Below are 13,226 nucleotides of genomic sequence, written 5' to 3' on the forward strand. Positions count from 1 at the left end.
TCCGATGGCCACCTCGCCGGATCGACCGGCACGTTCAGTGGACTATTTCGGCGACACCGCGGACGTTCGGTGGGGGTTTTCGGCGACACATCGCGCGTCCGGTCGAAGGTGGTTGGTCAGGGGGTGCGGTGCTGCCAGTGGGCGAGGTCGGCGGGGGTGTCGACGTCGCCGAGGTCCTCGCCGTCGGTCGCGATCAGCAGCCATCTCAGATCGGCGACCAAGTGGCGCACCGCGATGTCGCGGGTGCGGGGCAGGCTGTGCAGCGCCCATCGCAGCCGGTCGCGGCGATAGATCCCCAGCAACCACTGGACCGCACCCTCCGGATGCAGGTGTGCGAGGGCATCGACCTGCCCGGGCACCAGGTCCACATGCTCCCGCAGCTGGGCCAGCGCAGCGGCAGCCCTGGGTTGATCCACGGCGACGACCGCCACCCACGGGGCTCGGGTCGCACCGGGCTCGAGGTCCAGGGCGTTCAGGCCAGCCTCGATCCCCGCGACCGGGCCGCCATCAGGCGGGTCTTCGACGGTGCTCAGGGTCCCCGCTGGCACCGGCTCGCTCGTGGCTCCGACGACGACCGCAGTTCCGCCCAAACCCGGCGCGGCATCCAGCACCCGCTCGAGAAGGGTCCGCCCGCCCACGACCAGGGCAGCCTTGTCCCGCCCACCAAGACGCACCCCTCGCCCCCCGGCCAGGACGATGAGATCGATCACGGGGCTCGCTCTTTAGTAGGACGGTAGGGAAGGATCGATGCGGTCGACCCACGCGAGCATACCGCCGGTCATCACCGCCACCTCGGGATGACCGATCTTGATCAGGTGGGTCGCCGCCCGCTGCGCCCGCGGGCCGGCCTTGCAGTAGACGACCACCGGACCCTCGGGCAGCACGCCGTGGATGTCCTCCCAGGTCAGCACCTCGCCAACGGGGATCGTCAGCGCCCCCGGCACTGTCCCGAGCGCGTGCTCGCCCGGCTCCCGGACATCGAGCAGCACGGGAACCGGACTGGCGCCATCCTCCCCCTCTCCCTCTGCCTCGCTGACCATCCGCGAGACCGCCTCTACCGACACCTCGGCCAGCGGCAGCACCTCACGCACGGGCTCCCGATCGATCGGCTTCACCACCGACCCGACTGGCCGCAGGGGGACCTCCCGGGTCCGCTGGGTGAGCGCGTCGACGAGCAGCACCCGCCCCACGAGCGGCTCCCCGAAGCCGCAGATGAGTTTGACCGCCTCGGCGGCCATGATCGAGCCGACCTGGCCGACCAGCGCGCCGAGCACCCCCGCCTCGGCGCACGAGGGCACGTCCTCGGGCCGGGGCGGGACCGGGAACAGGTCGCGCAGGCTCACCGCTCCCGCCGCCCCAGGCACGAAGGTGGACAGTTGCGCGTCGAAGCGCAGCACTGCCGCCCACACCACCGGCAGGCCGAGCGCGCTCGCGGCGTCCGAGACGGCATACCGGGTCGGGAAGTTGTCGGCGCCGTCCAGCACCAGGTCATGCCCGGCGAGCAGTTCCTGCGCGTTCTGCAACGTGACTCTGGTATGCCGTGTGGTCACCTCGACGTCCGGGTTCAGCCCGGCCACGTAAGCCGCCGCAGAGTCGACCTTGGGTCGCCCGAGCGAGTCCGTCCCGTGCATCACTTGACGCTGCAGATTGGTGGTATCCACCACGTCGTCGTCGATGATCGTGAGGTGCCCGACGCCCGCGGCAGCGAGATAGGCGACGATCGGGCTGCCCAACCCGCCGGCACCGACCACCGCGACGCGAGCGGCGAGCAGGCGACGTTGCGCCTCCATACCCATGCCGGGCACGAGCAGGTGTCGGGAGTAGCGGGAGATCTGCGCGCTGGTCAGCTCCGGACCCGGGGTGACGAGCGGAGCCAGGGGCAGGTGCGGTCGGGATGTCACCGGCCGGTCACCGCCCGGAGACGACGAGCACACAGGTGCTGTCTTCGTGGGCGAGCACCGCGTGGGTGGCGTCCGGGATCCGCACCACCTGGCCAGGCATCAGAACCCAGGTGCGGTCATCCGCGCTCAACGTCACGCGACCGGTCAGGCAGTGCAGCGAGGCTGGTCCGGGGGCATCGTGGTCCGGGAGTCCGCCACCCGCGGGGAGCCCGAGCAGGATGACCTGTTGACCTGGCTGACGGACGACGGCGCGCACGGCCCGCCCAGTCCCGTTCTCCCTGGCGCGGGCGAGCAGCTCGTCCCCGACCGCGACGAGGTCGACGACATCGTCGGCCGGTTCCTCCTGCAGGCCCAGATCGCCGGTCACGGGGTGGTGGGTCATGCTCAGCCGATCCTCTCCCAGCCGCGCTTCTGAGCCCGGGTGCCGGTCGCGACGCCCTGGCGGCTGTCCCGCGAACGGTAGACCACGTAGGGGCGCACGAAGTAGCCGAGGGGGGCGGAGAAGACGTGGACGAGTCGGGTGAAGGGCCACATCGCCAGCAGCACGAACGCCCAGAAGGCGTGGGCCCGGAAGCTCCACGGGATGCCGTCCATGAGAGCCCCGTCCGGCTGGAACCAGAAGATCTGCCGGAACCAGACCGAGACGTTCTCGCGGTAGTTGAAGTAGCCGTGCGCCTCGGTCTGGGCATCGCTGACCCAGAGTCCAGCGGTCTGCAGGGTGTTGAGGCAGCCGAGCACGATGACCAGCATCAGCACGGCATACATGACCTTGTCGTTGACCGTGGTCGCCGAGAAGACCGGACCGGTGGCGCGACGGCGATAGACCAGGATCGCCAGCCCGAGGATCGTCATGATCCCGAAGATGATCCCGCCGATCACCGCGAACTGGTGGTAGGTCTCCTCCGGCACCACCCGGTCGGTCCACGACTTGGGGATCACCAGACCCATAAAGTGGCCCACCGCGACACCCAGGATGCCGAAGTGGAAGAGCGGGCTGCCGATCCGCAGCAGCTTGTCCTCATAGAGCTGGCTGCTGCGCGTGGTCCACCCGAACTTGTCGTAGGTGTAGCGCCAGATGTGGCCGACGACGAAGATCGCCAGGCAGATGTAGGGGAAGATCACCCACAGGAAGGTGTTCATCGGGGGGCTCCTACGGGGATCGAGGGTCCGAGGTGCTGCGAGGTAGGCCGTGCGGCCGGGCGAGCGTGGTCGCCACACCCGCTGGGCGGGTAGGGCGTACTGCCCCTGGCCTGGTCGAGGCCGGGGTCCTGGGCGTATGGCGCGTTGAGGGCGTCATCGTCGAGGCCGACCAGCTCCTGCGGCGGGCCCTGGGCGATCAGTGTCAGCAGGGCCTGCTCGTCGTCGCCCTCGAGCTGGGGCAGGGTGGCCCGCAGAGCGTTGACCACCGCCAGCCAGGGCGAGTCGCGACGCTCCAGGGCCCGGTGGAGAAGCTCGATCCCGACTCGATGGTCGTTGAGCAACTTCCACGCCGCGTCAGGCGCGACGGTGGCGCCGAACTCGAGCACGACCGGAAGGAAGTCCGGCAGCTCGCGGTCGCCGGGCTCAGCCAGTCCGTCCCCGACCACGGCCAGCTCACCGGGGCCGAGCTCGACGCCGTGCTCACGGTAGAGCTGCTTGAACCGCACCAGCGCCACCCCGCGGTTGCGGGTGTCGCCATGCAGGAAGTAGGTCAGGTGCAGCGAGCACTTCCGGGTGACGTCGAAGGTGTCGACGTAGTCCACCTGGAGCTCGGCCAGACCCATCTCCTCGGCGTGGCCCAGGAAGCGGAGGAAGGGATCGGCGAGCGAGGACGGCAGCCCAGCGGCCGCCTCCCGCAGCACCGGCAGCCGCTCGAACAACGCCTCTTCCGGATAGTCCAGCAGCAGCGAGCACAACTGCCAGGCATCGGCCTGATGGGTGGGGTCGAGGCGAGCCGTGGTGCGTCGGTGGCGTCTCCAGGGCAGCATCAGTCCTCCTTGCTGGGGAACAACCCTTCGGGCATTCCCTTGCCATCCCAGTTCAGCAGGTTGACCCGGCCCCGCTTCGAACCGCCGCCGACCAGGCTGTCCTGGGTCTGCCGCTGCTGGAGCATCTTGAAGTTCTCCACCGCGACCGGCGTCATCGCTCCACGGCCAGAGCCTTCGCCGAAGGGACCTGACGTCTCCATCAGCTCGTCGTCGTAGGTGCTGACCGGGCAGTCGGTCGCGATCTCCTCCAGGGCGTGCGCTTGCTCGCCGTGGGCGGTGGGGATGACGTAGCGGTCCTCGTACTTGGCGATGGCCAGGAGACGGAACATCTCGTAGAGATCCTCCTCAGACATCCCGACCGCCTCCGCGATGTGCCCCTGCGGGTCCCGGCCCAGGTTGATGTCGCGCATGTAGGACCGCATCGCCGCGAGCTTCCTCAGGACGTCGTTCACCGGCCGCACGTCACCCGCGGTGAACAGGTTCGCGAGGTACTCCACCGGGATCCGCAGTGCGTCGATGGCGGCGAACAGGTTGTCCTTGTCCTCGGCGTCGTAACCGGTGTCCTTGATGACGTCGACGACGGGCGACAGCGGGGGGATGTACCAGACCATCGGCATCGTGCGGTACTCCGGATGCAGCGGGAGCGCCACCCGGTAGTCCTGGATCAGCTTGAGCACCGGGCTCTTCTTGGCTGCCTCGATCCAGTCTCCAGGGATGCCCGCCTTCTCCGCCTCGCGGGCGACCGCGGGGTCACGGGGGTCCAGGAAGACCGAGCGCTGCGCGGCATACAGGTCGTGCTCGTCCTGGACGGAGGCCGCCTCCAGCACCTTGTCCGCGTCGTAGAGCATGAGCCCGATGTAACGCAGCCGCCCCACGCAGGTCTCGGCACAGACGGTGGGCAGCCCGACCTCCACCCGCGGGTAGCAGAAGGTGCACTTCTCCGCCTTGCCGGTCTTGTGGTTGAAGTAGACCTTCTTGTAGGGGCAGCCGGTCACGCACATCCGCCAGCCGCGGCACTGGTCCTGGTCCACCAGCACGATCCCGTCCTCCTCGCGCTTGTAGATCGCGCCGGAGGGGCAGGAGGCCGCGCAGCTGGGGTTGAGACAGTGCTCGCAGATGCGTGGCAGGTAGAACATGAAGGTCTCTTCGAACTCGAACTTGACCTTGTCCTCGATGCCCTTGAGCATCGGGTCCTTCACCGCGTGCTCCTGGCTACCACCGAGGTCGTCGTCCCAGTTCGCCGACCACTCGATGTTGATCTGCTTGCCGGAGATCAGCGAATACGGCTTGGCCACCGGGAAGGTGTCCTGCGCCGGGGCGTTGAGCAGCGTCTCGTAGTCGTAGGTCCACGGCTCGTAGTAGTCGTTGATGCTGGGCATCTTGGGGTTGGAGAAGATGTTGAGCAGCTTGGTCAACCGGCCGCCGGCCTTGAGCCTCAGCCGCCCACCCGGGGTGACCTCCCAGCCGCCCTTCCAGGTCTCCTGGTCCTCGTAGCCGCGGGGGTAGCCCAGGCCCGGCCGGGTCTCCACGTTGTTGAACCAGACGTATTCCGTGCCCTGGCGGTTGGTCCACGCCTGCTTGCAGGTGACCGAGCAGGTGTGGCACCCGATGCACTTGTCCAGGTTCATGACCATCGCCATCTGTGCCATGACGCGCATGTGCTTGCTCCTGTATGTCGTGTGGTCGGGTGGACTAGTAGGTCACCGGGGCGGTCCGCTTGCGGATCATCGTGACCTCGTCGCGGTTGTTGCCCGTGGGCCCGATGTAGTTGAAGAAGTAGGCGTGCTGGGCGTAGCCGCCGATGATGTGGCTGGGCTTGAGCAGGATCCGGGTGAGGCTGTTGTGGATCCCCCCGCGCTTCTTGTCGGTCTCGGTGAGCGGGACGTCGATCAGCCGGTCCTGGGCGTGGTGCATGTAGACCGTGCCCTCGGGCATCCGGTGGCTGACCACCGCCCGACAGGCCACCACGCCGTTGCGGTTGACCGCCTCGATCCAGTCGTTGTCCTTGACACCGATCTTGTCCGCGTCCTGGTCCGACATCCAGATCGTCTGGCCGCCGCGGGACAGCGAGAGCATGAACAGGTTGTCCTGGTACTCGCTGTGGATCGACCACTTGTTGTGCGGGGTGAGGTAGCGCACCGAGACACCCAGCTCGGTCTGCTCACCCAGCGGCGTCTCACCGAAGAGCGTCGTCATGTTCAACGGCGGCCGGTAGGTCGGCAGACCCTCGCCCATCCCGAGCATCCAGTCGTGGTCGAGGTAGAACTGCTGGCGACCCGTCAGGGTGTGGAAAGGTTTGTCCCGCTCGATGTTGATGGTGAACGGGCTGTAGCGCCGCCCGCCGCTCTCCGAGCCGGACCACTCCGGGGAGGTGATGACCGGCACCGGGGAGGCCTGGGTGTCGGCGAAAGTGATCTGCTTGCCCTCGTGCTCGGCCGACATGTCGTGCAACTGGGTGCCCGTGCGCTGCTCCAGGAACCTGAAGCCCTGGGTGGCGAGGTGGCCGTTGCAGGTCGCCGAGAAGTGCATGATCGCGTCGGCGAACTGGATGTCGGTCTCCACCTTCGGCTGACCGTCGGCCACACCGCCGCGTGCGGTGCCATTGCGCTGGCGCAGGAGCTCGACCTCGCGGCCGACCTCATACTTCACGCCCTTGGTGAGCATGCCGACCTTCTCCATCAACGGCCCGACGGCGGTCATCTTCTGGTAGATCGCGGTGTAGTCGCGCTCGACCTCGGCGATGACGGGCAGCGTCTTGCCCGGGATCGGCTCGACCTCGCCCGTCTTCCAGTCCTTGACCCGACCGTGCACCGTGGCCATTGCCTCGGGGGTGTCGTGCCACAGCGGCTTGCAGACGACGTCCTTGCGGGTGCCGAGGTGATCGACGGCGAGCTCGGAGAAGCGGCGGGCGATCTCCTTCCACGCCTCCCAGTCACTCTTGGCCTGCCACGGCGGTGCGATCGCGGGGTTGAAGGAGTGCACGAAGGGGTGCATGTCGGTGGTCGACAGGTCGTGCTTCTCGTACCAGGTCGCCGCCGGAAGCACCACGTCAGAGAAGAGCGTCGAGCTGGTCATCCGGAAGTCCAGGGTGAGCAGCAGGTCCAGCTTGCCTTCGCCTGCCCGATCGGCCCAGCGCACGTCCTGCGGCCGCAGCTCCTCCGGCGCCTCCGTCGCCTTCACCGCGTTGTCGGTGCCGAGCAGGTGCTTGAGGAAGTACTCGTTGCCCTTGGCCGAGGAGCCGAGGAGGTTGGCCCGCCACAGGGAGAGGATCCGCGGGTAGTTGTCCGGGTTCTCCGGGTCCTCGACCGCGAACGTCAGCGAGCCTGCCTTGAGCTGGGCAGCGACATACTCCCCCGGAGCCATCCCGGCCTCGGCGGCCTCGTCCGCGACCTGCAGGGAGGACCGGTCGAACTGCGGATAGGAGGGCGTCCAGCCGAGCCGGACCGACTGCGCGAGCAGGTCCATCGTGGTGCGCCCCTCGAAGACGCCGGTCGCCCCGTTGACGCCATCGGCATCGAAGGTGTCGTAGCGGTACTGCGAGGTGTTCACGTACCAGTACGCCGTCTGGTTCATGTGCCGCGGCGGCCGGACCCAGTCCAGCGCGAAGGCCATGTGCTGGAAGCCCATGATCGGGCGGATCTTCTCCTGCCCGACATAGTGCGCCCAGCCGCCACCGTTGCGGCCCTGGCAACCGGTGATCGTGGTGAGCACCAGCATCGCCCGGTAGATCTGGTCCGCGTGGTACCAGTGGTTCACGCCAGCGCCCATCAGGATCATCCCGCGGCCGCCGGTGTCGATCGCGTTCTGCGCCCATTCCCGGGCGATCCGCACGATCTGCTCGGTCGGGGTGCCGGTGATCTCCGCCGCCCAGGCCGGGGTGGCCGGGACCGAGGGGTCCTCGTAGCCCTTCGGCCAGGCACCGGGCAGGCCGTCGCGACCGACTCCGTAATGGGCGAGCATGAGATCCAGGACGGTGGTGACGAGGTGGTCGCCGACATGTCGCACGGGGACGCCGCGACGCTCGGTGCGCACGTGACCCTCGACGTTGTCGAAGCGGGGCAGCTCGACCTCGACCGCCTCGCCGGAGTCGCCGTAGAGGGACAGCACCGGGTCGATGTCGCCGAGGTCCAGATTCCAGCGGCCGGCGTCTTCCTCGCCATAGCGGTGCCCGATCGAGCCGTTCGGGATCGCGATGTCGTCAGTGCGCCGGTCCAGGACCGCCGGCTTCCAGTCGGCGTTGGCGTCGCCGTGCGCCGGGTGGTCGGGCAGGTCGCCCGCGACCAAGAACTTCGAGGGCCGGTATGTCGCAGCTCCCCCGTCGTCGTCGCTCACCTCTTCGAGGGTCACCAGGTAGGGCAGGTCGGTGTACTTCTGGTTGTACTGCGTGAAGAAGTCCACCTGCTGGTCGACGAAGAACTCCTTGAGGATCACATAGCCCATGCCCATCGCGAGCGCCCCGTCCGTGCCGGGGTCGGAGGCGATCCACTCGTCGGCGAACTTCACGTTCTCCGCGTAGTCCGGCGCGACCGCGACGACCTTCTGGCCGCGGTAGCGGGCCTCGGTCATCCAGTGTGCGTCAGGCGTGCGGGTCAGCGGGACGTTGGAGCCCCACATGATCAGGTAGCCCGCGTCCCACCAATCGCCCGACTCCGGGACGTCGGTCTGGTCACCGAACATCTGCGGGGAGGCGTTGGGCAGGTCTGCGTACCAGTCGTAGAAGGAGAGCATCGGGGCACCGATGAGCTCGTTGAAGCGCGCGCCAGAGGCATAGGAGACCGGCGACATCGCCGGGATCGGGGAGAAGCCGGCGATCCGGTCGGGGCCGTAACGCTTGACCGTGTAGACATAGGCCGCCGCGGTGAGGTCGACGACCTCCTCCCAGGTCGAGCGCACCAGCCCGCCCTTGCCGCGGGCAGCCTTGTAGCGGCGGGACTTGTCCTCGTCCTGGACGATCGAGGCCCACGCGAGCACCGGATCGCCATACTGCCGGCGGGCCTCACGGAACATCTCGAGCAGCACGCCGCGGACGTAGGGGTAGCGCACCCGGGTGGGACTGTAGGTGTACCAGGAGAAGGCCGCGCCTCGCGGACAGCCGCGCGGCTCGTACTCCGGACGGTCGGCACCGGCCGACGGGTAGTCGGTCTGCTGGGCCTCCCAGGTGATGATCCCGTCCTTGACGTAGACCTTCCAGCTGCAGGAGCCCGTGCAGTTGACGCCGTGGGTGGAGCGGACCACCTTGTCGTGGCTCCAGCGGTCCCGGTAGAAGGAGTCACCGGCGCGTCCACCCTTGACGTGGACCGAGCGCCGGTCCGCTGAGACCTCGCCCCGGGTGAAGAAGCGGCTGGTGCTGACCAGCGCCTCACTCAACGGGCCGTCCAGCCCCGGGCGGCTCTGCGTGCGCTCACTCATCAGGAGATCTCCTCGTCGCTGTCGCTGGACATGTCAGTCGCTGTGGTTTCGGGATCGCGATCACCGGGGAGGGCCAGGCCCACGACGGATTTAGTGCTGGCATCCCGGACCACCACGGCGTGGCAGGTCGCCGGGCCCACGAAGGGGCGCAGGCTCACCTCGGCCTGCTCCTCCCCTGCTTCCTGCAGCGCGCCCTTGAGCAATCCCCGGTGCACCCCGCAGACCACCGCCGGGTGGGCGCGGGCGAGGTCCAGGAACGGGCAGTCACGCAGGGTCAGGATCAGGTCACCCTCGGCCCCATCGAGGGTGAGATCGGGGGTGTAGCCCCACTCCTCCAGCAGATCGACCACCCCACCGACCTTGCCCAGCCACTGGCCGGTGGTGCCAGCCCGCTCGGGAGTTCCCTCCCGCTGATCGCCATCGGCGGCGCGCTGCTCGGCGAGACGTCGGCGCACCCAGTCGATGCCGGCCTGCTCGGGCGTCACCTCGGTCGCCGTCGCCGGGTCGAGGGCATCTGCCAGGAGAGTGGCCAGCACCCGGTAGGGACCGGCCGCGTCCGGGCGGACCACCTGACTGAGGTCGCCCTCGACGATGACGTACTTCTTCTTCGGTCGCCCCGCTCCCCCGTCGCGCACGAAGTGGGAGTCCACCAGCCCGGCGCCGACCAACTGGTCGAGGTGGAAGCGCACGGTCGTGCTGTGCAGGTCGAGCCGTTCCCCCAACTCAGCCGCGCTCAGACCACCGTCCCTGGTCGGCCTGCCCTCGACCGTCAGCCGGGGCAGCGCTGCGAGGGTATCCATGATCCGGCGCCGCACCGCGGAGGTCAGCAGGGCGGCACCATCGGGCTGGTCCGGATCCGCCGTGCTCATCTGAACTCCTTTTATCGGAATCCTCTTATCTAAGCCCATCCAACGCGCTCCCGCAAGCCGCCTCGGGGCCTCGATCACCACCGCCCTTGAAGGTAGATGAACACTGCACTACCTGCGGTAATACGAAAGGTCGCCATGTCCGAATTCCACCCGGACGGCGAAGTGGCCGCCGGGGTGAAGTCGGGTGTAGGGTTGCGGAACGGTCGATGTTTAGATGAACAACTCCGTCAAATAGGAGAGCGATGAGCACCTCCCCCGCCGCAGCGCCGATGGAGCCAGATCGGGGGGTCCTGGGATCGGGCGCCACCCGCGTGATGTGGACCTCCACGATCGCCTTCACCCTGATGTTCGCGGTCTGGCTGATGTTCGGAATCCTGGGCAAACCGATCCAGCAGGAGTTCGGGCTCACCGACACCCAGCTGTCCTGGATCGCCGCGGTCGCGGTGCTCAACGGCTCGATGTGGCGCCTTCCCGCGGGCATGCTGACCGACCGCATCGGTGGTCGGAAGGTCATGTCGGTGATGTTGCTGGTCACCGCGCTGCCCGCCTACCTGGTCAGCACCGCCAACAGCTACGGGATGTTGCTCGTCCTGGCCTTCCTCGTCGGCTTCGCCGGCAACTCCTTCTCGGTCGGCATCGCCTGGAACGCTGCCTGGGCACCCCGTGAGCGCCAGGGCCTGGCGCTGGGCGTCTTCGGCGCCGGCAACGTCGGCGCCTCGGTCACCAAGTTCATCGGCCCGCCGATCATCGCCGCGACCGCGGGCGGGACGGTCATCCTGGGCATCCAGGGCGGCTGGCGGCTGATCCCGGTCGTGTATGCCGTCCTGCTGGTCGTGATGGCGGTGCTCACGTGGGTGCTCACCCCCGCCCAGGACAAGATGCCCGGCTCGAGCAAGACGATCGGCGAGATGCTGACGCCGCTGCGCCAGATCCGGGTCTGGCGCTTCAGCCTCTACTACGTGGCGGTCTTCGGCGCCTATGTCGCACTGGCGGCCTGGATGCCGATCTACTACATCGACAACTTCGGCGTCTCACTGATGACCGCCGGCCTGCTGACCGCCGTCTTCATCTTCCCGGCCTCGCTGCTGCGCCCGGTCGGCGGTTGGTTTTCCGACCGCTACGGCGCCCGCCGCGCGATGTACGGCACCTTCTGGGTGATGATCATCAGCAGCGGGATCCTGATGATGCCCAACGGCCACATCGTGATCAACCACGCAGACGGCAGCTCGACCGAGCACCTCGGCTACGCGATGCACATCGTGCCTTTCACGATCCTGTTGTTCATCCTCGGCTGCGCGATGGGCGTGGGCAAGGCCGCGGTCTACAAGCACATCCCGGAGTACTTCCCCGGAAACGTCGGCCCGGTCGGCGGTCTGGTGGGGATGCTCGGCGGGCTGGGCGGCTTCTTCCTGCCGCCGCTGTTCGCCTACACCGAGGCCTGGAGCGGCTTTCCCACCAGCACCTTCTTCGTGCTCTTCCTGCTCTCGGTGATCTGCATGGTCTGGATGCACATCACCGTGGTCGGGATGCTGCACCAGCACTCGCCCGAGCTGCACGACAAGCTCGAGCGCACCGACGGCGCCACGCTCCCTGAGCACGCCGACCGCACGTTCACCGGCACCACCACAGCCAGCACCAGCGCCCTCGAGGAGACCCGCGCATGAGCACCTCGCCCACCCCCGCCGCCGACGAGCGCCGCACCGGCGGCGAGTGGTTGCAGAACTGGGACCCGGAGAACGAGGAGACCTGGGACAGCAAGATCGCCTGGTCCACGCTGTGGATCACCACCTTCACCCTGACCCTGTGCTTCGTCACCTGGTTCCTGCCCAGCGCGATCGTTCCCAAGCTCAACGACCTGGGCTACTCCTTCACCCAGAGCCAGCTCTACTGGATGGCCGCGATGCCCGGCCTCGCGGCCGGCCTGATGCGCATCTTCTGGATGGTGCTGCCGCCGATCCTGGGCACCCGCAAGATGGTGGCGATCACCACCTTCCTGCTGGTATTCCCGCTGCTCGGCTGGGGCGTGCGGGTGCAGGAGCCCACGGCGCCCTACTGGGAGCTGATGGTGCTGGCCTTCCTCGCCGGCATCGGGGGTGGCGCCTTTTCCGGGTTCATGCCGAGCACGTCCTACTTCTTCCCGCGGCGCATGCAGGGCACGGCCCTGGGCCTGCAGGCTGGTCTGGGCAACTTCGGCGTCTCCCTGGTCCAGCTGCTCACGCCATGGCTGATCGGCTTCGGCATGCTGGGCTTCCTCGGCAACAGCCAGATGATGGAACTCGCGGGCCGTGCCAACCAGGAGGTCTTCTACCAGAACGCCGCCTTCTTCTGGATCCCGTTCTGCCTGCTCGGGGCGGGGCTGGCGTGGTGGCTGCTGAGGTCGGTGCCGATCAAGGCCAACATCAAGCAGCAGTTCGACATCTTCGGCAACAAGGACACCTGGTACATGACGTTGCTCTACATCATGACCTTCGGCACCTTCTCCGGCCTGTCCGCCCAGTTCGGGCTGCTGATGAAGAACCTCTACGGCGCCGGCAACCCCGACATCGTCCAGGGCGCCGGGGCCAGCGCCCAACTGCTCATCGAGGGGTATGCCGTGCCCGAGGCCGTCAAGTACGTCTTCCTCGGCCCGCTCGTCGGCGCGGGCGCCCGGGTCCTGTTCTCGCCGCTCACCGACCGCATGGGTGGGGCCATCTGGACCCTGGTGTCCGGGATCGGCCTGATCGGCTCGATCGCCTTCACGATGACCGCCCTGGTCCCCGACACCACCTCGGCCGCAGCTCTGGACGCGGGCTTCACGAAGTTCCTCTGGGGCATGCTCGCGATCTTCCTGTTCGCCGGCATCGGTAACGCCTCCACGTTCAAGCAGATGCCGATGATCTTCGAGCGCCGCCAGGCTGGCGGTGTCATCGGTTGGACCGCCGCGATCGCCGCCTTCGGGCCCTTCCTGTTCGGCGTCGGCCTGACCCTGATGAGCCCGACCACCTTCTACGCGATCGGGATCGCCTTCGCCGTGATGTGCGTGATCATCACCTGGCTCCGGTACGCCCGCCCGGGCGCCCCCAAGCCCGGCTGAGCCACTC

General features: G+C 68.0%; 10 protein-coding genes. 2 read left to right on the plus strand and 8 right to left on the minus strand.

The genetic code is table 11. The features are described 5' to 3' along the window. Positions 1–116 precede the first annotated feature (116 nt). Genes mobA through ACQBAT_RS14705 form a run of 8 tightly spaced genes read right to left on the minus strand, consistent with a single transcriptional unit; the run spans position 117 to position 10,146 of the window. Complete coding sequence (gene mobA / locus ACQBAT_RS14670) at positions 117–710, minus strand: molybdenum cofactor guanylyltransferase (RefSeq protein ID WP_420748649.1); 594 nt, start codon at positions 708–710, stop codon at positions 117–119. 12 nt (positions 711–722) lie between these two features. Beyond that, positions 723–1,901, minus strand: coding sequence for a ThiF family adenylyltransferase (locus ACQBAT_RS14675; RefSeq protein WP_420748650.1), 1,179 nt, complete (start codon positions 1,899–1,901; stop codon positions 723–725). A 7-nt stretch (positions 1,902–1,908) separates the two neighbouring features. Beyond that, positions 1,909–2,283: a hypothetical protein gene (locus ACQBAT_RS14680; protein ID WP_420748651.1), complete on the minus strand. Its 375-nt coding sequence runs from the start codon at positions 2,281–2,283 to the stop codon at positions 1,909–1,911. A 2-nt stretch (positions 2,284–2,285) separates the two neighbouring features. Next, complete coding sequence (gene narI / locus ACQBAT_RS14685; RefSeq protein ID WP_420748652.1) at positions 2,286–3,041, minus strand: respiratory nitrate reductase subunit gamma; 756 nt, start codon at positions 3,039–3,041, stop codon at positions 2,286–2,288. Next, a complete protein-coding gene (narJ, locus tag ACQBAT_RS14690; RefSeq protein ID WP_420748653.1) occupies positions 3,038–3,868 on the minus strand; it encodes a nitrate reductase molybdenum cofactor assembly chaperone in 831 nt (276 codons plus the stop codon). Before narJ ends, narI begins: the two co-directional genes overlap by 4 nt. Further along, positions 3,868–5,526, minus strand: a complete 1,659-nt coding sequence (gene narH, locus ACQBAT_RS14695; protein ID WP_420748654.1) for a nitrate reductase subunit beta — start codon at positions 5,524–5,526, stop codon at positions 3,868–3,870. The genes narJ and narH overlap by 1 nt, the downstream gene beginning before the upstream one ends. A 34-nt stretch (positions 5,527–5,560) precedes the next feature. Further along, complete coding sequence (locus ACQBAT_RS14700) at positions 5,561–9,277, minus strand: nitrate reductase subunit alpha (protein WP_420748655.1); 3,717 nt, start codon at positions 9,275–9,277, stop codon at positions 5,561–5,563. Continuing rightward, the gene (locus ACQBAT_RS14705) at positions 9,277–10,146 is read right to left on the minus strand and encodes a helix-turn-helix transcriptional regulator (protein ID WP_420748656.1); all 870 of its coding nucleotides are present in this window, start codon (positions 10,144–10,146) and stop codon (positions 9,277–9,279) included. The genes ACQBAT_RS14700 and ACQBAT_RS14705 overlap by 1 nt, the downstream gene beginning before the upstream one ends. 242 nt (positions 10,147–10,388) lie before the next feature. Here ACQBAT_RS14705 and ACQBAT_RS14710 point away from each other — a divergent pair, with 242 nt between their 5' ends. Together ACQBAT_RS14710 and ACQBAT_RS14715 are read left to right on the plus strand one after the other, a co-directional pair. Continuing rightward, on the plus strand, positions 10,389–11,810 hold the full coding sequence (locus ACQBAT_RS14710) for an MFS transporter (protein WP_420748657.1): 1,422 nt from the start codon (positions 10,389–10,391) through the stop codon (positions 11,808–11,810). Then, positions 11,807–13,219, plus strand: coding sequence for an MFS transporter (locus tag ACQBAT_RS14715; protein WP_420748658.1), 1,413 nt, complete (start codon positions 11,807–11,809; stop codon positions 13,217–13,219). The genes ACQBAT_RS14710 and ACQBAT_RS14715 overlap by 4 nt, the downstream gene beginning before the upstream one ends. The last annotated feature ends 7 nt before the right edge of the window (positions 13,220–13,226 follow it).

This window comes from Ornithinimicrobium pulveris, assembly GCF_050261105.1.
GTDB lineage: Bacteria > Actinomycetota > Actinomycetes > Actinomycetales > Dermatophilaceae > Ornithinicoccus.

Excerpts from the sequence above, each read along its gene's own strand:
- narH (WP_420748654.1), bottom strand. The coding sequence starts at position 5,526 with ATGCGCGTCATGGCACAGATGGCGATGGTCATGAACCTGGACAAGTGC.
- ACQBAT_RS14700 (WP_420748655.1), bottom strand. The coding sequence starts at position 9,277 with ATGAGTGAGCGCACGCAGAGCCGCCCGGGGCTGGACGGCCCGTTGAGT.
- ACQBAT_RS14705 (WP_420748656.1), bottom strand. The coding sequence starts at position 10,146 with ATGAGCACGGCGGATCCGGACCAGCCCGATGGTGCCGCCCTGCTGACC.
- ACQBAT_RS14680 (WP_420748651.1), bottom strand. The coding sequence starts at position 2,283 with ATGACCCACCACCCCGTGACCGGCGATCTGGGCCTGCAGGAGGAACCG.
- narI (WP_420748652.1), bottom strand. The coding sequence starts at position 3,041 with ATGAACACCTTCCTGTGGGTGATCTTCCCCTACATCTGCCTGGCGATC.
- narJ (WP_420748653.1), bottom strand. The coding sequence starts at position 3,868 with ATGCTGCCCTGGAGACGCCACCGACGCACCACGGCTCGCCTCGACCCC.
- ACQBAT_RS14715 (WP_420748658.1), top strand. The coding sequence starts at position 11,807 with ATGAGCACCTCGCCCACCCCCGCCGCCGACGAGCGCCGCACCGGCGGC.
- ACQBAT_RS14710 (WP_420748657.1), top strand. The coding sequence starts at position 10,389 with ATGAGCACCTCCCCCGCCGCAGCGCCGATGGAGCCAGATCGGGGGGTC.